The following is a 17,307-nucleotide window of genomic DNA, read 5'->3' as shown; positions in this document are numbered from 1 at the left end:
AACCTTATAAAATGATTAATTCTTTCGAATAGGTCATTAAATTTTCGTAACCATCTTCGGTAACAATTAAATTATCCTCGATACGAACACCACCAACATCCTGCACATAGATACCTGGCTCCACGGTAAAGGCCATGCCTGGCTTTAACACTAGTTGATTCCGCTGCATCATATAAGGCTCTTCATGTGCGCTTAAACCAATGCCGTGGCCAAGTCGGTGTGTGAAATAATCGCCATAGCCAGCATCGCGAATAATGCCTCTTGCTAGATCATCAATGGCATGAGCTGTCATGCCCGGTTTTATGGCTTCTATGGCTGTTTCATTTGCTTGCTTCACAATGCTATAAATTGTTTTGAGCGTTGGTGAAACTTCTCCTAAAGCAACCGTTCTAGTCATATCCGCCACATACCCCTTATAAATCGCGCCAAAATCTATGACGATTAATTCACCTGTCTCTATTTTCTTCGTGCTCGCTCTACCATGAGGAAGTGCACCTCGATAACCAGAAGCAACAATGGTTCCAAAAGGTGTTCCCTCTGATCCACGTCGTCTCATTTCATATTCTAATTGGGCTGCGACTTCCATTTCTGAAATACCAGCTTGAATAATCGGTAATGTGGCTGCAAGACTTTCTTCGACGATCTGTACAGCCTGACGCATGAGGGCTATTTCGTGTTCATCTTTTTCCATACGTATATCACGAATGGTTTCACCGATATCACATAAAGTGTCATATGTAAGTTTTTCGATAGCTTTCTGTTCCTTCACGCGCATGGTGTCAAACTCAACGCCAAGTGTCTGCGCTGTTGCTAGTTCTTTTTTTAGTTGCTGGATGGCCTGTGTGGGTCCTTCCTCATCCGAATAGGATAAGATTGTCCCACCATAACTTACGTCTATTTTTGTTAATTCTACTTGTGGAACGAGAAAGTATAATTGATGATGAGCAGTAATAGCGACTACTGTTAGGCGTTCACTTTGCTTTAACTGAAGACCTGTAAAATAATACATGTTTGACCCTGGCACTAGCACTGCTACATCAATTGACTGTTGCTGCATACGGGAAACGAGCTGCTCTCTTCTTTTTTGAAACATTGAGTGATTCCTCCTAAAAAACGTTTCTATTATAGAGACGTTGTATCTGAAAAATAGTATATATCAACAATAATGAATTTTCAATAAATTAAGATAGCACCATTTTGATAGAGGGGAATGAATGTAAAAGGAAGATAATTGACAAATGAGGGAATAGTATGTTGTAAATTTAGTAAATACTAGTGTACGTCTTTTTTTCGTTCATTATGCATATAAGTAGACTAGATAAACTTTTTTCCAACTTAATACGTCAAAAAGAGGGGCAAAATTGTTAAGCAAGAAAGGACTTATGTATGGAAAAAAACATGAAACGCTCAAAAGAGAAAAAGAGCAAGAAAAAATTATGGCTGTGGATTGTTGGTAGCCTATTAGCAATTTTTTTGATTTTTATAGGTACTGCCTACTTTACCATCCAAAAAACTATGAATAAAATAAATACACCACTTATTCAAACAACAGATGCAGCACAACCAGAAGAAAAAACAGTGATTAAAAAAGATCCATTTTCGGTTCTAATGCTTGGGGTCGATGAACGAAAAGATGATAGTGGTCGTTCCGATACCATGATTGTAATCACTGTGAATCCTGAAAAGCAGACGATGAAAATGCTTAGTATACCCCGTGATACTCGAACAGAAATCGTTGGTCATGATACAGTAGATAAGATTAATCATGCCTATGCCTTTGGAGGCGTCCCGATGGCTGTGGATACGGTCGAAAATTTTTTAAATATACCCATCGATTATTATGTATTTATTAATATGGAGGGCTTTTTACAAATTATTGATACGCTGGGTGGCGTAACAATCGATAATGATATGGATTTAACCTTTGACGACTACCATTATCCAAAGGGAGAAATCACATTAGATGGTAATGAGGCCCTTATTTTTTCTCGTATTCGTTATGAAGATCCACGAGGTGATTTTGGACGTCAAATTCGACAACGTCAAATCATTGAAGCGGTGATGAAAAAAGCCTCCACACCATCAACATTATTAAAAGCAACCGATATGTTGAATGTACTAGGTGACAATGTTCGCATGAATTTTTCAGTGAAGGACCTTATTCAGCTACAAGGTATTTATAAAAAAATGGATAAGGATATTGAGCAGTTATCGTTTGAAGAGGGCGAAGGTGAAAGGATTAACCGCATTTGGTACTATATTCCGAATGAGGCAGAGCTTCAAAAAATACAAACAGATTTACAAAACCATTTAAAAAAGTAAGTAAGCAAGTTGCTTACAAATGTCGCATATTAGTTGTTAACTTTTTGGCCACGAGGGGAGGGAGATGAATGAATGGGAGGACCCAGGTGCTGAGGTATACAGCGCTGAATCATTGCATGCAAAGCTATGTACCTAAACGTAAAGTGCGAAAAAATCCAGTCCAATCAGCAATTAGAGGCCTACAAGTATTATGTTTAAAATTATTTATGTAAGGGATAAAAAATCATTCAGGTAGGGTGCATGCCTAGTTGAATGATTTTTTTGCTGTTATTCATCTTTTTTCGATATTTCTTGAAATATCAGAAAATTAAGTGTATACTGACATTAGAAATGGTTAAAGGAGTGATTGTGATGATTATAGGCACAATTTTATTAGCATTTGCATTACCAGTGGGTATCGTATTAGCAGTAGATTTATTAAACGAGCAGCATCACTCTGCTACACAAACTAACCATTCATAACGATGAAACAGCAAAATATCAATTTCTAGACAATGTTACTTTGTAGCCTTGTCTATTTTTCTATGAATAGGAAACAATTTGTGTGATTCATTCGTCAATAATAGTGAGAAAATGTTATACTATTAAAAAAACAGTATCGGGGAATGAGCATGCAAGCGGAAAAAACATCCAATCTAAAAAAAGAAATATTATCCTACATCAAAATTATTGTCATTACAGCTGTTGTTGTTTTTGGCTGTAAGCAATTTTTATTTGCGCCGATTAAAGTGCAGGGAGCATCTATGTATCCGACTTATCACGATAAGGATATTATTATTGTAAGCAAAACAAGTAAAATCGAGCGTTTCGATCAAATTGTTTTCCAATCACCTGTCGAAGATGAGTTATATATTAAACGTGTCATTGGTCTTCCAGGGGATAAAGTGGAAATGAAAGACGATGTATTGTACGTCAATGGCAAAGCATACAAAGAAGATTATGTGAACCGTCAAACGGATGATCCTAATCAATTGCGCATTACGGAAAACTTTACATTGGAGCAATTAGTGAATGAAAAAGAAGTGCCAGAGGGCATGTATTTTGTGCTTGGTGACAATCGCCTAAAAAGTAGTGACAGTCGCCATTATGGTTTAATTTCAGAGGATGCTGTATATGGTGAATCAAAATTAATACTCTATCCATTTAGTCATTTTCATATTGGCTCAAAATGATGAAAAAAGAGGTCACTCTATTGAGTAGCCTCTTTTTTATTGTTGGGGTAAATCGGTACAGCTTTTATAAGTGGGATAATAGACACAAATCCTTGAATTTTCAACGGTTTCCTTGATGGGCGATGGCTTACTTTTCATGGGAGATTGCATTGCTGGTTCTTCATTTGTGAACGCTTCTTCTACTAATTCTACGCCATAAAATAGTATTAAAAAATAGCAGACAAATCCTACTATACGCAAACAATCACCTCGTAAAATAGTTATTGTATGTTTATATATATGGTCAAATTCGTCGAAATATAAGCAGAAAATCGAAATTTTCTCTTGCCAAAAAGATTTTTAGAGGCAATGAATTCTATGAAAAAAGCTATTGTCAATGAAATTTTGATGTGCTACTATAGCTAAAGTAAATATTTGATCTGTATAACCTCAATAATATGGATTGAGGGTCTCTACCAGGAACCATAAAATCCTGACTACAAAACTTTGCTTCATTTTTGTAGTCAGGATTTTTTTAGTTTGTTTTAAAACAATCTCCTACAAAAATGAACGTGTACCGAAGGGGAGATTACGATGAATTGGAGAGTTTATATTCTTGCTGTGACTACCTTTGCAGTAGGGTTAGTTGAATTAATTGTTGGTGGAATCCTGCCAAATATTGCAGAGGATTTAGATGTGTCTTTAGCGACAGCGGGACAATTAATTACTATTTTTGCACTTGTTTATGCGATTTCTGCGCCTGTCCTACTATCCTTGACAGCTAAGGTGGAACGCAAGCGCTTATTCCTTATTTCTTTATTTATTTTTACGTTAGGAAATCTAATGACCTTCTTTAGTACAACGTTTATCATTGTGCTAATCGCACGTATTTTCACAGCTATGAGTACAGCGTTAGTGATTGTTTTATCATTAACGATTACAACTAAAATCGTAGAGCCTCGCCATCGTGCTAAAGCACTGGGGCTTGTTTTTATGGGGGTAAGTTCTGCGCTGGTGATCGGTGTGCCAATGGGTATTTTTATTACAGAAGCGTTTGGCTGGCGAGCTGTATTTTTAGGTATTAGTATCCTATCAACGATTTCAATGATATTAATTGCTTTATTACTTGAAAAAATGCCAATTGGAGAAGTAGTGCCACTCAAGGCGCAAATTAAATCGCTGGCGAATTTAAAAATCCTGACAGCACAGTTAACTACCCTATTTATGCTAGCGGGCCATTACATGCTCTACGCCTATTTAACACCATTTTTAGTAGAGGCATTTGATATGAATGCTTCATGGGTTAGTATTTGTTACTTAATTTTTGGTATTGCCTCTGTTAGTGGAAATGCTGTAGGTGGATGGGTGAGTGATAAAATTGGCACAAGTAAAGCCATTATTTTAATTGTCTCAGCTTTTGCCATTGTCTTATTTAGTATTCCTTATACAATTATTGCCCTTCCACTGTTTTTAGTATTTACGGTTTTATGGGGTGCGTTGAGCTGGGCACTGACACCGCCATTACAAAATTACTTAATTCAGGTGGATCCTCAATCATCGGATATTCAGCAAAGCTTAAATACAGCTGCCCTGCAAATTGGTATTTCTATCGGATCAGCAGTTGGTGGCGCAATGTTTGCTTGGACAGGTTCTGTTATGCACCTAGCTAGCTTTGGTACGATTCTAGTTCTTTGTGCATTAGGCTGCGCGATCTTTTCTATTAAAAGGGCACCTCTTGGACAGGAGCAGCACGTAGATTATCAGTCAGCACATCATCATTCATAATCGAACGATAGCCCTGAAAGGTATTGGGAAAGCCATCCCAATACCTTTTTAATTGGTTTGCATGAATCTATTTTCGTACACTTCCCAAAATTAAATTCTCTATGGTTTCTTAGCATACTCTAATTACCTATGGAATAGATTGTTGTAGTTAATGAATTTACAGATTTGAGGAGTTTGAGATTTTAAGAGCGAATATTATTTTTAAGAAAAATAGTAGGAGACTTTCAAATCTTGTAAATGGAAGGAGAACTCAATGACTGAATATCATCAACAATCAACTGCTGAAGTCATGAAGATATTGAACGTCACCACGCAAGGTTTGACTGATGATGACGTCCAAAAGAGGCAACAAGTCTATGGCTATAATGTATTAGAGGAAGGGAAAAAGACAAGTACGTTGGCTGTTTTTATGGGCCAATTCAAAGATTTATTGGTCATCATTTTACTCGTTGCTGCCTTCGTTTCCTTTCTACTAGGAGAAGTAGAAAGCACCATTGTGATCATGATCGTGGTTATTTTAAATGCCATTTTAGGTACAGTGCAGCATGTGAAGGCTGAACAATCATTAGATAATCTAAAAGCATTGACCTCTCCCATTGCCAAGGTCATGCGTCATAATCAACTAGTAGAAATTCCTTCTGAAGAAATTGTAGTAGGGGACCTTCTGATGTTGGAGGCGGGAGATTATATTAATGCGGATGGAAGACTACTAGAAAGCCATAATTTACACATCAACGAAAGCTCTCTTACAGGCGAATCGATTGCTGTGGCAAAAAGTACCGACCCTATTCGAAAAAACAATATCACCATTGCGGATAAAAAAAATATGGTGTACTCAGGAAGCTTTGTGACCAATGGACGTGGCATCGTGATGGTTACGGCAATTGGGATGCAGACGGAAATCGGAAAAATTGCGAATTTACTCGATACAGCCAAGGAAAAGAAAACACCATTACAAATTAGTCTCGATCAATTCGGTGAAAAGTTAGCCTTAGGGATTACGCTGATTTGTTTAGCAATCTTTACGATTGACCTTATCCGAGGACGAGCCTTAGTAGAGTCCTTTATGTTTGCCGTATCTCTTGCCGTTGCGGCTATCCCCGAGGCTTTGAGTTCCATCGTGACAATCGTATTAGCTTTTGGCACCCAAAAGATGGCGAAGGAAAATGCAATTATTCGCAAGCTTTATGCTGTGGAAAGCTTGGGGAGTGTATCGGTCATTTGCTCTGATAAAACAGGTACTTTAACAGAAAATAAAATGGTGGTACAGGAAGTTTTTGTAGATCAGAAGAAGATTCCCCATGATTGGCTTAATCCAACGAACCCAGTGGAAAAAGAGTTAATGGTAAAAGCGCTTTTATGTAGTGATGCTGTCGAGCGCGAGCAGAAAGAAATTGGTGATCCTACAGAAATTGCGCTTGTGAAATTGGGGAAACAATATGGTTTAGATGAATTGAATATACGTGAGCAATATCCAAGACTGGCTGAAATTCCATTTGATTCGGCGAGGAAGCTCATGAGCACTGTCAATCAGATGGACAAGCAATCCATCATGATTACCAAAGGGGCTCTGGATGTACTCTTGCCAAAAGTGACGCGAATCAAAACATCAACAGGTATTTTTGAGATAACCCCGCAGCATCGCCAGAAAATCGAGGCGGTGAACCGTGATTTTTCTATGAATGGCTTAAGGGTGTTAGCCATTGCTTATAAGGAGGTATTGCCTCTACAAAAAGTCGATCCACGAGCGGAACGAGATTTAATCTTTGTCGGCTTAGTGGCGATGATGGACCCGCCAAGAAAAGAGTCGAAAGAGGCTGTGGAAAGCTGCATAAAGGCAGGCATTAAGCCCGTCATGATTACAGGTGACCATAAAATTACAGCAACCGCGATCGCCGAACAAATTGGTATTTTGAAAAATCCAGCTGAAGCTATAGAGGGACATGCGCTCGAAGGCTTAACTGATCAAGAGCTGCAAGAGAAAGTACAGGATTATTCTGTGTATGCCCGTGTTACACCAGCCCAAAAAATTCGAATTGTTAAAGCATGGCAGGATAAAGGACATGTTGTGGCCATGACAGGAGATGGTGTCAATGATGGACCTGCTCTGAAGCAAGCAGATATTGGGGTGGCTATGGGCGTGACAGGCACAGAGGTTGCAAAAGATGCCTCATCCATGATTTTAACGGATGATAATTTTTCAACGATTGTCAAGGCAATTGCCAATGGTCGTAGCATCTATACAAATATTAAAAATGCTATTCTGTTCTTATTATCTGGAAATGCAGGCGCTATTTTTGTCGTGTTATATGCAACGGTTCTGGGCTTACCTGTTCCTTTCGCACCTGTCCATCTACTATTCATCAACTTATTAACAGATAGTCTGCCTGCTATTGCCATCGGTTTAGAGCCAAATAATAAGAAAACAATGAAGGACAAGCCTAGAAACATTCATACCCCTTTATTAAATAAAGCCTTTACCACACAAGTTGTGCTTGAAGGGATATTAATCGCCATTTCCACCATTATTGCGTTTCAAATCGGTTTATCGACAGGTGATACGCTAACAGCAAGCACGATGGCCTTTACAACACTATGCTTGTCAAGGTTAGTGCATGGCTTTAATTCCCGATCCAAACAATCCATCTTTGCGATTGGTATATTTTCGAATAAATATACATGGTTCGCCTTTATCATTGGTGTGCTAAGTTTACACATTGTTTTGTTTATGCCGATGCTTACAACGGTCTTTGAGGTGGCTCCATTAACACTAGCACAGCTAGGCTTTATTTATAGCCTATCGGTGTTACCATTCCTAGTCAATCAATGGTATAAGCTATTGTTCGTGAGAAATCGATAAAGATAAAAAAAGAAGCTTCCGTTAGTTATAAAACGGAGGCTTCTTTTTAGTGTGTAGAGGCTAACAACCAGCCTTTACTCTTACTTAGGTCAATCAATTTCGCTCCAAGTAGCGCATAACGCATATGGAGTTCACCATATTTGGTTAGATGTGTTTTCTTTACTGCCAGTTCTAAAGCTTGGCTTACGGCAATCAAAGAGGAGGCAATATTCATCGATAAAATAGCACTAATTTCGCCATCATTAATGAAGGATTTTCCGCGAATATCCGTTATTTTCATTTTACCGTATTCTATCGATGCTGTTGGTGCTAACACACCATTTTCCTTTAATAGCAGTGTTAGCTGTTTATTTTCCTCTTTTAAACATTGAATAAATTCCAATGTAAGGATTTTTAAGTTTTTATCACGCGTATGCTTAAAAAAAGCATGACTTGAAGCAATATAGCCTTGATTGATCCCAAGCTGTGACCAAAGCTTAAAAATCTCCTTAAATCGTAGTGATGCTAGATTTTCATTTATCATTGTCATCCTGACACTTCCTAACTCTTAGGTTGATTTAAGATTAGGATGGAGCAGTAAATGACATTCTATTCATCTTTTACAATAAAAAATGTATAAGAGGTCGCTAATAGTAGGTGCCATAAGGATACATAGAAGGGTAACGGTATGGGGAAGGGTATGGACATGGTTTCATATATTGCTGTGGCATGGTTGGTTTATAAGGGGCTTGATCGGTTGCTGATTGGACACGATTGCAGCCTTTTGCTGGTCCGATATAAGTCGTAGGAACAATCGGTGCAATCGTTTTCTTCCATTGTTCTTCATCTAAACAATACGTATGGGCCATAATATTGGCTGGTGTGAATTTTAAGATATCCGAGCCTAAAATGACCTCTGGCGTTGGCGCATCAAAAATAGCAAGTAGATGCGTGTCATCTTCTGTGGCTTCTTCATAATGCCACCAGCCCTGTGGTACATTGGCAACCTGCCCAGGCTTGATAGGATAGTTTTGAATTTTCTTGGTAAAGGGATTCAATAGAGAAACCGTTGCGGCTCCTGCAATACAATAGACAAGCTCTGCTGCATTTTGATGGTAATGTGGCTCGATGACATTGTCCTTACTTAAAAAAATATCAAGCAAAGATGTATTTTCTAATGTATTTAATTGTTCCACACCGAGAATATTAATGTAATTTCGGGAGTCTTTTTTAAAAAGCGTACTTTTATTGACATCAAAAGTGAACGCTGCAGAAGGGGCGCTATAATCGATATTTGAGCTCATACTTACATCCTTTCTCATGTAATTGAGCTATTCATCATCATAGATTATGTTTCAGGTGCTCCTAGACTTACACAAATGCCTAGCTACAGCTAGCTCTGTCAGGATGAAAATTAGCTAAAATTACCACTTCTATTTCAGAACATATGTGCGTATAATAAAAACACAAACGTTTGTTCTTGGTTATTAAAAACTCTGTTCAACATGAACGCAAACAGAGTCAGTAAAGGAGCATTCAACATGAAAGAACAGTTGATAAAAGCCATGCATCGTCACCAAATCGTTCACATGATGTATATAGCGAAATCAGGTGCCATTACGAAAAGGCGTGTGAAAATCATCCATATTAAAGGTGATTCCTTTACCGCCTTTTGCTTTACAAGGCTAGCGAAGCGTACGTTTCGTATTAACAATGTTCTAGCACTTCTGCCCATTCTCCAACGGGAGTCTGAGGTGATATGAATTACAACGACTTCCCACAGAAAGATATTTTTTGTATTGATATGAAGTGCTTTTATGCAAGCTGTATTGCCATGCTAGAAGGGCTAGATGTGCTGACAGATCCAATTGCCGTCATCGGTAATTTTGAACAACCTGGCAGTATTGTACTGGCTGCATCACCAGTGATGAAAGAAAAATTTAACATTAAAACAGGGAATCGGCGCTATGAAATTCCCAAACATCCAGACATTAAGTTGTTTGAACCAAAAATGTCCTTTTTTCTAGAGATGTCCATGGCCATTACGCGTCTGATTGCACAATATGTCCCTCCAGAGGCGATCCATGTTTATAGTGTGGATGAAAGCTTTGTAGATCTAACAGGCACAGAGCAACTTTGGGGTTCGCCTGAGCAGGTAGCCAAATTGATTCAGGAAGACATCTATGAAAAGTTCCGCATTCCGTCCGCTATTGGCATGGGACCAAACATGCTGATGGCTAAATTAGCATTAGATTTAGAGGCAAAAAAAACAGGCTTTGCCAAATGGACCTATGCCGATGTGCCAACAAAGCTTTGGCCCGTGCGTCCGTTGTCTGATATGTGGGGGATTGGGAAACAGATGGCAGCCAATTTAAATGCGATGGGCATTCAAACAGTCGGTGGATTAGCCCATGCCGATTTAGCCGAATTAGAAAAGCGCTTTGGTATTATGGGTAATCAATACTATTACCATGCATGGGGCATTGATCTCTCCACATTAGGTGAGCCATTAGTGAACAATGCGGCGTTAAGCTTTGGGAAGGGCCAAATGCTCATGAAGGATTATCACACACGAAAGGATATTGCGGTTGTACTCCTAGAAATGTGTGAGGATGTGATGCGACGTACACGAGAAGCAGGCTATGTCGGGCGGACTGTTAGCTTGGGGCTCTCTTACAGTCGCAATGCGATGACGAAAGGGTTCCATCGCTCAAGAACCATCGAAAGTCCAACCAATGAGACCCTTGTTATGTATCAGACTTGTCTGGACTTACTAGATGAGCATTTTGCGGGTGAGCCAGCGCGTCAATTATCTGTTAGACTGACAAACTTAGAGCCAGAGCGTAGCATTCAGCTTGATTTATTTGATGAGCGTAAGGACCAGCGACAGGTCATTGGTCATGTCATGGATGCGATTCGTAGAAAATATGGAGTGGTGGCCTTATTACGCGCAGCCTCCTATACCAGCGCTGGTACAGCTATTTCACGGAATCGCTTAGTGGGCGGGCATTTAGCATAAGGAGTGGAAAAAATGATCAGAGATAGAGGAACGATGAAATGGACAGCGATGATGCTACCAGAGCATTTAATGCTTTTGAAGGCATGGAAACAAGAGGTGTTGACAGAGTTGCCTCGGGAACATGCTGAATGGGAGCTTGAAGAATTACAGCAAATAATCACACAAGCATTCACACAGCATAACTATATTATGTTAACTATATGGGAACATGGTAACTATGTGCAATGGGGAGGTACCATTCAAGCGATGAACGAGGACCAGCTGCTACTAGAAACCATTACCACAACGAAGCACATCCCGTTAAGGTACATTTATGCTGCTCGTATAGAAGATGATGGATGTGATTAATGGAGAGCAACGACGATTATTACATCAATATTTGCTGCTTGATTTAGCTGTGAAATCCTTGCAGCACGATCTAACAGTGGCGGAGCATTTTAAGATGAAGCGTGTATTTTTACCTGCTATGGATGCCTTATTAAAGCAGCTACACAAAGATTATTTTCAATTAAAACGTCAGCTCGCCCAGCAAAAAATACGATTAGTTGGCTGGCATCGAATTGATGATTATTTTAGTGATGTGCAGGTGGCTACCGCAGGCAATGATGAGGTACTACGCTATGCCAATCAAGCGTTAAAAACCCAAGTCGAAGAGCTAATGAATAAACATTTACACAATGCCTAGGCTTACGTCTACGACGAAAAAGCCAAAAGCTGATGACAGGAGTGGTCAGCTTTTGGCGGCTTTATTCTCGATAGGTTTCACATCAATTTGCTCAACAAGAAACTCATTGTTAGTACGATTAAATTGATAGGTAATACGAACATCGGCTACATAAATAGGTGAGATGCCAATCGATCCAGGGATGTTTAACATTATTTTTTGATTTTCTACTGTATAAATGACCACACCACCGAAAGCAAGTTGCGCTTGATTGATATCTGGTGCTGGATCAAAGTCATAATCAAATGTAGATTCTTTTCCCTGTGCTTTCATCGTAATCGCTAATGTGCCATCATCTTTTTTCGTAATCGTTGATTCAATAGTATGTGCAACGATGTCTTCATAATGTTGGACATTCATCTCCGATAAATCCTCTCCATTTACCACATGAATCTCATAGTGATTGAGGCCTGTCCCTCGTCCAGTTTGGATAATAATAGCAGCCTCTTCCTTATGATCATTTGTCAGATCTGTATAGAATAACTGAGGTTTAGTTCCTGTATCAGGGATTGTCCAGTCAAAATTTTTCCGCTTACCACCAATATCTAAAGTTACCTCTGTAATTTCATTTTGTGCTTCATTTCGTGCAAATAATTTCACCTTCTCATCATCGGAAACGGCGATCAATGGAGCCTCATGCTGTATCTCCAGCTGTGATGAGACCTGTTCAGCAGGGGTGTTTACTGTCTCATTTGGAACAGTAACACTACATCCAGCTAGTAGAGAAATTCCTAATAACCATAGCCACATCTCTTTTTTCAATGTCTAGTTCCACCTTTTCTATAGCTAATTGACTTTATTATACTGTATAAACATGCCCCATAGCAGTTGAATTCGTGAAGGAAAAGCTTATATGCCAGGGAGTGGAGGTGTAACAATGAAATTCTTAGAGATGGTAGGGGAAAATAGAATTCCATTGTTTGTAAGGTACGTCTCGCATTTTGAAAAGCAAATGAGTGACGATTTCTTTACAATGGCAAATTCATAACGATTTGTTCACCAATAGGTCCCATTCTTCTTTCTCCATGATCCATAAAGCCTACTTTGACATATAAATTCTGTGCAGCTATATTTTTATGATTGACGACTAACACTACTTCATTACATTCTTTAAACTCCTGCTTCACAAAATCAGCAAGTGCAGACATAGCCTTTTTAGCATAGCCCCTACCTTGCTGCTGATGGTCGATGGACAGGGCAGTTAGTAACATTGCCTGAGGATTACTAGAATATTGTTGGACTCTGTCCGTTGCATGAAGCACAAAAAAGCCGACAGGTACGCCACCACTTAAAATCACAATTGGATACTGTCCGACCTTCTCGATTGAAATCTCTTGAGGAAGTGCCGTAAATTGGTGTTGTTCTTCAGGTAATTCAAAACGATTTAACTGCTCTACATAGCTTTCAGAGAAATGTACTAACTCAATATTCGTTGTTTCTTGCATAAAAAAGCCTCCTTTTCTAATAGTTTACCCATAGAACAAACGTTCGTCAAGGAGGCTTGTATTAAAATAATGTGGGGGTAGGTCATTTTAACTTAAAAGGGTACCAAAAAGTAAAATAAAAGAAATACTAATCATCACAATAAGTGTAATGACCATTGTTAAAATTCCTCGAAGCAAGGTCGTTAAATTTTTAACATTTTTCATACCGACCAGGCTTAGGTAGAAACAGGCAATAGACAAGAGTAGTGTCAACAGTAATGGATGGAAATGAAGATAGGTGTCAAAGAAGTCTTTCATTGAACCTGATAGAAAAAATAATAGAATACAGCCCAAAGATAAGATAAATGACCAGAGATTTAAATTAATTCCCATTGTTTTCCTCCTTCCTATAAAAACGAATTTGTTGTAGGAATGTTCCGATGATTCCGCTTGATAGGGAAAAGGAGAAACTAAATGTGTGTTGCTAGAACAGGGTCACTCGGACGAAAGTGACCCCAAGTACCAAAAGGAGTGTAAAGTAAAGTTACAAGAACTTTACACTACTATTATTATGTGAAGCTAGCGGTTTAAGATAGTTATCTATCTAAATGACTAACTTTTAATTGTGAGTAAAAATAAATGAGCTAGAAAAAAACGAAAAGGGGAGGAGATTTGAATAGCTGTGGTAGCGATTCATGGTAAAAAGGCTTTAGCTTCTGTAATGAACAGAGGCTAAAGCCTGAGACAATCAATTAACACATGAAGCTAGCACCAACGATAATAAGAAGGATGAATAGTACAACAATAAGCACGAATGTAGAGCTATTGCCGCTTCCATTGTCCCCGCCACAGTAATTATTGAAATTACAGTAACTCATGAAACACACCTCCTTTCTTTCTTTCTTTTAAAGTATGTATTGGACAAAAGGGGGGTATTAGCGAGTAGAGAAAAAATGAGTTGTCCCTTCATTCGGGAATAAAGCGGTGCAAGCTTTACTTTATTATTATGATGGAATAGTAGCTTGAGTTAGTTGTTAGCCTGTATAGCATCAAGAATAATGAAACAAATACTACTAATTGTTTTGGTATTCAACACGATGTAAAAAAACATCCGTTCTAGGATGTTTTTTTAGTATAACGGCTGCTGCGTATGACAAGGGGGGAAGCCGTTCACATCATGAATCATATGAAGGTCGTATTGCTTTAAGGCAAATTGACTTTGATACAAATATTCAAGAACAAACAGTTTTCCTCCTGATACGCCACAGAGGACACCAGAAGTTCCTTGACCATTTGTAAAAGAAACACCAACAGGCTGACCGATTAAATACGGAATTTTATGTTGCCAAGGCACAATAGCCACTCCTTTCACTATAATATATGAAAGGCGTGGCTAGAGGTTCTTACCTTCACAAAATCATACACTCTGTTTGTGGAGATGCTAACTAAATACTGACAAATCAATCATTCTTTCATTACTATTTTTATGGTAATATAAGTTATATATGGGGTTATAAAGAATTTTAGTTATTAACGATTGGGAGGAGAATGGATGAAATTTAAAAAGGGAATCACCTTTATTCTAGGTCTCTTACTACTTATGCTTGCTGCCTGTACACCAACAGAAAAAAGTGAGAGCCAACTTCATGAGAAAAAGCAAATAACAGATGATGAAGAGATGGTGTTCTCATTTGAGCACCCTCAAACCAAACAAAAATACAAAATCATTCATGCCAATCAACTGTTTTATCCGTATATGGAAAAGGTCAAAGAGAATCCGAATCTTTCAAGCTCGGAAACTCTGGATCTGTATAAAAAGGAAGTTATTCAACCGATCTACCAGGATTGTTTTGAAAATGGGGAATATTATCATATGGCAGAAACTCTGCTTAATACGGTTCCTAGCAGGCTAACAGAAATACAAGTGGTGAGTGAAAAAATGGAGACGCATAAAGCAGAAATCAATCAACTCATTCAAGAATCGCTTTTGAAATCCGCAGATCTCTTACCCTCTCAAAGCGATGTAGCCGTTTGCGTATTCCCTTCCGCAACCAATAATAGGATACCATTCGCAGTTGGGGCGGGCAAAATTATCATTCCGTATTCTCTAGGTGGTTCAGATGAATATTTAAAGGGAACCATTGCCCATGAATACCATCACAGCGTTTGGGCGGAGAAGCATACGAATAAAGTTAACACGTTTTCGATTTTGGATAATATAGTCTTCGAAGGAAAAGCCGTCATGTTCCAAAAGTCCGTATTTCCTGACATCAACCTGATTTCGGTGGACTTGACCTACAATAAGGAATTATGGTCTCAAATTGAACCAGATTTAAACAAGTCTAACTTAAAACGTTCCTTAGAGATTGTCCATGGTGGCAAAGAATTACCGTATAATTATGGTTACAGTGAAGGCTATAAGATGGTTAAATCCTATCTTGACTTGCATCCTGATCAAACACCAGAGGATTGGACAGCCTTAAGTGCACAAGAAATTTTCGAAGAAGGAAAATACTTGGAACACTATCAATAACTATTTTGGTGACATTTATTTGTGAAAGTTCAAAATTAAAGAGCACTTTTACTGATTACAACGTGAACTAGTAAAACATGCAGCATAATGATAGGAATTTCTCAATCGAAAAAACAAACAATAAGTCACTACGGTTTTAAATCGCAGTGGCTTATGTAATGCCGCACAGTCCTATTAGGATGATTGGAATGAGGAGAACCTTCCCAAGAACAATGCAACGGCTTATTAATGAATTAAAACTTGGGGAAATTTCAAAAACTAAACAGAGTATGTAAAAAGGGATAGCATTGTACAAAAACATCTTGGGGGCGATGTTAAAGGTGCTATCCCGACATTAATGTATGTGAAAGAACTTAAGAACATTACCACTGTAAGTAAATTGAAAAGTAATTGAAATAAGGGTGTAAAGCTTTTATTATAGGTAGAATCCGAGGCATCATGGATAAATAACAGGTGTTTTTCCCTTGCCTGCTATGGTTGAAAATTTTGTCACATATTTTAAGTCTTGCTATTAAACCATATGGCGTCAATTATGAATTGGTTGATTCGCCACCATCCACATGCAAGACTTGCCCTGTAACATGTCTAGAATCATCTGATGCTAAATAGACAAAAGTAGGGGCGACTTCAAAGGGCTGAGCCATTCGGTTAAATAAATTGGTTCCGTGTAAGGCGTTTTCATCAGAGGAGAAGCTAGAAGGTATAAGTGGTGTCCAAATACGACCAGGGGCTATCGCGTTCACACGAATCTGTTTTTTGGCAACGCTTTTTGCTAGGGAACGAGTCCAGCCTACGATTGCCGCCTTTGTAGCGGAATAATCGATGAGTAAAGGTTCTCCTGCATAAGCCACAACGGAGGCAGTGCCAATAATGGAGCTTCCTGCTCGTAAATAAGGGAGAGCAGCTTTTGTCGTATAGAAGTGAGCATATACATTTAATTTAAAGGTTTCATCAAACTGTTCATCCGTGATGTCTGTCAGCTCATTTTGCTGAAATTGAATCCCAACATGGTTACATAAAATATCCAATTGACCAAAAGTGTTTATCGTTTCGGAAACAATGTCTACACATTGTTTTTTAAAGCGAAGATCCCCAGGAAGCAGCAGACATTTTTGTCCTAATTCTTCAATTCTTTTTTTCGTTCTTAGCGCATCTTCATGCTCATCTAAATAAGCAATGGCCACATCAGCCTCTTCTTTCGCAAAGGCAATGGCAGCAGCCGCACCCATCCCACTATCACCCCCAGTAATAAGCGCGACTTTTCCCTTTAATTTACCACTCCCTTTATAATGAGGATTTTCAATGATGGGCTTAGGGACCATTAAGCTTTCCAATCCCGGTTGGCGTAATTGTCTTTGTTCAGGTTGAGTAAGTGGCACTTCTTTATATTGTGTAATCTTCCCATAGACAGGATATTGCGGGTACGGATCTTCCTTTTTATTGTCCTCAAACCACTTTTGATAAAAGTGGATTTGTGCTAATAATTCACGATAGTCCTTGTCATTCGGAT

At 38.7% G+C, this 17,307-nt stretch carries 19 protein-coding genes and 1 riboswitch; of the genes, 10 read left to right on the top strand and 9 right to left on the bottom strand.

Annotated features, from left to right (window positions below; translation table 11 throughout):
* Positions 1-4: 4 nt before the first annotated feature.
* Positions 5-1,093, bottom strand: a complete 1,089-nt coding sequence (locus tag MKZ14_RS12815) for a Xaa-Pro peptidase family protein (RefSeq protein WP_333003879.1) — start codon at positions 1,091-1,093, stop codon at positions 5-7.
* A 293-nt stretch (positions 1,094-1,386) separates the two neighbouring features.
* Here MKZ14_RS12815 and MKZ14_RS12810 point away from each other — a divergent pair, with 293 nt between their 5' ends.
* The 5 genes from MKZ14_RS12810 to MKZ14_RS12790 all read left to right on the top strand — a co-directional run bounded on the left by MKZ14_RS12810 (position 1,387) and on the right by MKZ14_RS12790 (position 8,118).
* Positions 1,387-2,322, top strand: coding sequence for an LCP family protein (locus MKZ14_RS12810; RefSeq protein ID WP_036077229.1), 936 nt, complete (start codon positions 1,387-1,389; stop codon positions 2,320-2,322).
* Between the two features lie 351 nt (positions 2,323-2,673).
* Entirely contained in the window at positions 2,674-2,784 is a 111-nt protein-coding gene (locus MKZ14_RS12805) for a hypothetical protein (RefSeq protein WP_016995537.1), read from the top strand.
* A 149-nt stretch (positions 2,785-2,933) separates the two neighbouring features.
* Positions 2,934-3,494, top strand: coding sequence for a signal peptidase I (gene lepB, locus MKZ14_RS12800; RefSeq protein ID WP_048392477.1), 561 nt, complete (start codon positions 2,934-2,936; stop codon positions 3,492-3,494).
* A 399-nt stretch (positions 3,495-3,893) separates the two neighbouring features.
* Positions 3,894-3,993: riboswitch (purine riboswitch) on the top strand.
* A 74-nt stretch (positions 3,994-4,067) separates the two neighbouring features.
* Positions 4,068-5,258 (top strand): MFS transporter, encoded by a 1,191-nt coding sequence (locus tag MKZ14_RS12795; protein ID WP_333003875.1) that lies wholly within the window; start codon positions 4,068-4,070, stop codon positions 5,256-5,258.
* A gap of 253 nt (positions 5,259-5,511) precedes the next feature.
* Positions 5,512-8,118, top strand: a complete 2,607-nt coding sequence (locus tag MKZ14_RS12790; protein ID WP_333003874.1) for a cation-translocating P-type ATPase — start codon at positions 5,512-5,514, stop codon at positions 8,116-8,118.
* A gap of 46 nt (positions 8,119-8,164) precedes the next feature.
* Here the strand turns inward: MKZ14_RS12790 and MKZ14_RS12785 are convergent, their stop codons facing one another.
* Both MKZ14_RS12785 and MKZ14_RS12780 read right to left on the bottom strand, forming a co-directional pair.
* Positions 8,165-8,647 (bottom strand): DUF3231 family protein, encoded by a 483-nt coding sequence (locus MKZ14_RS12785; RefSeq protein ID WP_036077220.1) that lies wholly within the window; start codon positions 8,645-8,647, stop codon positions 8,165-8,167.
* A gap of 97 nt (positions 8,648-8,744) precedes the next feature.
* Complete coding sequence (locus MKZ14_RS12780; protein ID WP_333003872.1) at positions 8,745-9,401, bottom strand: cupin domain-containing protein; 657 nt, start codon at positions 9,399-9,401, stop codon at positions 8,745-8,747.
* A 237-nt stretch (positions 9,402-9,638) separates the two neighbouring features.
* On the opposite strand from MKZ14_RS12780, the gene MKZ14_RS12775 reads away from it, so the two are divergent.
* The 4 genes from MKZ14_RS12775 to MKZ14_RS12760 are packed head-to-tail and all read left to right on the top strand — an operon-like array spanning position 9,639 to position 11,801.
* Positions 9,639-9,860 (top strand): transcriptional regulator, encoded by a 222-nt coding sequence (locus MKZ14_RS12775; protein ID WP_036077216.1) that lies wholly within the window; start codon positions 9,639-9,641, stop codon positions 9,858-9,860.
* Positions 9,857-11,116, top strand: coding sequence for a UV damage repair protein UvrX (locus tag MKZ14_RS12770; protein ID WP_339280035.1), 1,260 nt, complete (start codon positions 9,857-9,859; stop codon positions 11,114-11,116). The genes MKZ14_RS12775 and MKZ14_RS12770 overlap by 4 nt, the downstream gene beginning before the upstream one ends.
* A gap of 12 nt (positions 11,117-11,128) precedes the next feature.
* Positions 11,129-11,464 (top strand): YolD-like family protein, encoded by a 336-nt coding sequence (locus MKZ14_RS12765; RefSeq protein ID WP_009370357.1) that lies wholly within the window; start codon positions 11,129-11,131, stop codon positions 11,462-11,464.
* Positions 11,457-11,801 (top strand): hypothetical protein, encoded by a 345-nt coding sequence (locus MKZ14_RS12760; protein WP_036218671.1) that lies wholly within the window; start codon positions 11,457-11,459, stop codon positions 11,799-11,801. Before MKZ14_RS12765 ends, MKZ14_RS12760 begins: the two co-directional genes overlap by 8 nt.
* 45 nt (positions 11,802-11,846) lie before the next feature.
* On the opposite strand, the gene MKZ14_RS12755 is transcribed toward MKZ14_RS12760, so the two are convergent.
* From MKZ14_RS12755 to MKZ14_RS12735, 5 genes are all read right to left on the bottom strand, one after another.
* A complete protein-coding gene (locus MKZ14_RS12755) occupies positions 11,847-12,602 on the bottom strand; it encodes a hypothetical protein (protein WP_339280031.1) in 756 nt (251 codons plus the stop codon).
* Positions 12,603-12,808: 206 nt separating this feature from the next.
* Entirely contained in the window at positions 12,809-13,285 is a 477-nt protein-coding gene (locus MKZ14_RS12750; protein ID WP_048392488.1) for a GNAT family N-acetyltransferase, read from the bottom strand.
* 87 nt (positions 13,286-13,372) lie between these two features.
* Positions 13,373-13,657 (bottom strand): hypothetical protein, encoded by a 285-nt coding sequence (locus MKZ14_RS12745; RefSeq protein WP_036076476.1) that lies wholly within the window; start codon positions 13,655-13,657, stop codon positions 13,373-13,375.
* Between the two features lie 359 nt (positions 13,658-14,016).
* Positions 14,017-14,142 (bottom strand): YjcZ family sporulation protein, encoded by a 126-nt coding sequence (locus tag MKZ14_RS12740; protein WP_103118307.1) that lies wholly within the window; start codon positions 14,140-14,142, stop codon positions 14,017-14,019.
* 251 nt (positions 14,143-14,393) lie between these two features.
* Complete coding sequence (locus tag MKZ14_RS12735) at positions 14,394-14,618, bottom strand: hypothetical protein (RefSeq protein WP_339280029.1); 225 nt, start codon at positions 14,616-14,618, stop codon at positions 14,394-14,396.
* A 198-nt stretch (positions 14,619-14,816) separates the two neighbouring features.
* Between MKZ14_RS12735 and MKZ14_RS12730 the strand changes: the two genes are divergently transcribed.
* Positions 14,817-15,797, top strand: coding sequence for a DUF2268 domain-containing putative Zn-dependent protease (locus MKZ14_RS12730; RefSeq protein ID WP_339280027.1), 981 nt, complete (start codon positions 14,817-14,819; stop codon positions 15,795-15,797).
* A gap of 530 nt (positions 15,798-16,327) precedes the next feature.
* Here MKZ14_RS12730 and MKZ14_RS12725 read toward each other — a convergent pair.
* On the bottom strand, positions 16,328-17,269 hold the full coding sequence (locus tag MKZ14_RS12725; RefSeq protein ID WP_312124813.1) for an SDR family oxidoreductase: 942 nt from the start codon (positions 17,267-17,269) through the stop codon (positions 16,328-16,330).
* Positions 17,270-17,307: the final 38 nt, after the last annotated feature.

It is taken from the genome of Lysinibacillus sp. FSL P2-0066 (genome assembly GCF_037969495.1).
GTDB classification, from domain to species: domain Bacteria; phylum Bacillota; class Bacilli; order Bacillales_A; family Planococcaceae; genus Lysinibacillus; species Lysinibacillus boronitolerans.
This window is presented reverse-complemented; position numbering and strand designations above follow the sequence as displayed.

Excerpts from the sequence above, each read along its gene's own strand:
- MKZ14_RS12765 (WP_009370357.1), top strand. The coding sequence starts at position 11,129 with ATGATCAGAGATAGAGGAACGATGAAATGGACAGCGATGATGCTACCA.
- MKZ14_RS12775 (WP_036077216.1), top strand. The coding sequence starts at position 9,639 with ATGAAAGAACAGTTGATAAAAGCCATGCATCGTCACCAAATCGTTCAC.
- MKZ14_RS12785 (WP_036077220.1), bottom strand. The coding sequence starts at position 8,647 with ATGACAATGATAAATGAAAATCTAGCATCACTACGATTTAAGGAGATT.
- MKZ14_RS12815 (WP_333003879.1), bottom strand. The coding sequence starts at position 1,093 with ATGTTTCAAAAAAGAAGAGAGCAGCTCGTTTCCCGTATGCAGCAACAG.
- MKZ14_RS12790 (WP_333003874.1), top strand. The coding sequence starts at position 5,512 with ATGACTGAATATCATCAACAATCAACTGCTGAAGTCATGAAGATATTG.
- MKZ14_RS12770 (WP_339280035.1), top strand. The coding sequence starts at position 9,857 with ATGAATTACAACGACTTCCCACAGAAAGATATTTTTTGTATTGATATG.
- MKZ14_RS12795 (WP_333003875.1), top strand. The coding sequence starts at position 4,068 with ATGAATTGGAGAGTTTATATTCTTGCTGTGACTACCTTTGCAGTAGGG.
- MKZ14_RS12750 (WP_048392488.1), bottom strand. The coding sequence starts at position 13,285 with ATGCAAGAAACAACGAATATTGAGTTAGTACATTTCTCTGAAAGCTAT.
- MKZ14_RS12805 (WP_016995537.1), top strand. The coding sequence starts at position 2,674 with ATGATTATAGGCACAATTTTATTAGCATTTGCATTACCAGTGGGTATC.
- MKZ14_RS12740 (WP_103118307.1), bottom strand. The coding sequence starts at position 14,142 with ATGAGTTACTGTAATTTCAATAATTACTGTGGCGGGGACAATGGAAGC.
- lepB (WP_048392477.1), top strand. The coding sequence starts at position 2,934 with ATGCAAGCGGAAAAAACATCCAATCTAAAAAAAGAAATATTATCCTAC.
- MKZ14_RS12730 (WP_339280027.1), top strand. The coding sequence starts at position 14,817 with ATGAAATTTAAAAAGGGAATCACCTTTATTCTAGGTCTCTTACTACTT.
- MKZ14_RS12810 (WP_036077229.1), top strand. The coding sequence starts at position 1,387 with ATGGAAAAAAACATGAAACGCTCAAAAGAGAAAAAGAGCAAGAAAAAA.
- MKZ14_RS12780 (WP_333003872.1), bottom strand. The coding sequence starts at position 9,401 with ATGAGCTCAAATATCGATTATAGCGCCCCTTCTGCAGCGTTCACTTTT.
- MKZ14_RS12745 (WP_036076476.1), bottom strand. The coding sequence starts at position 13,657 with ATGGGAATTAATTTAAATCTCTGGTCATTTATCTTATCTTTGGGCTGT.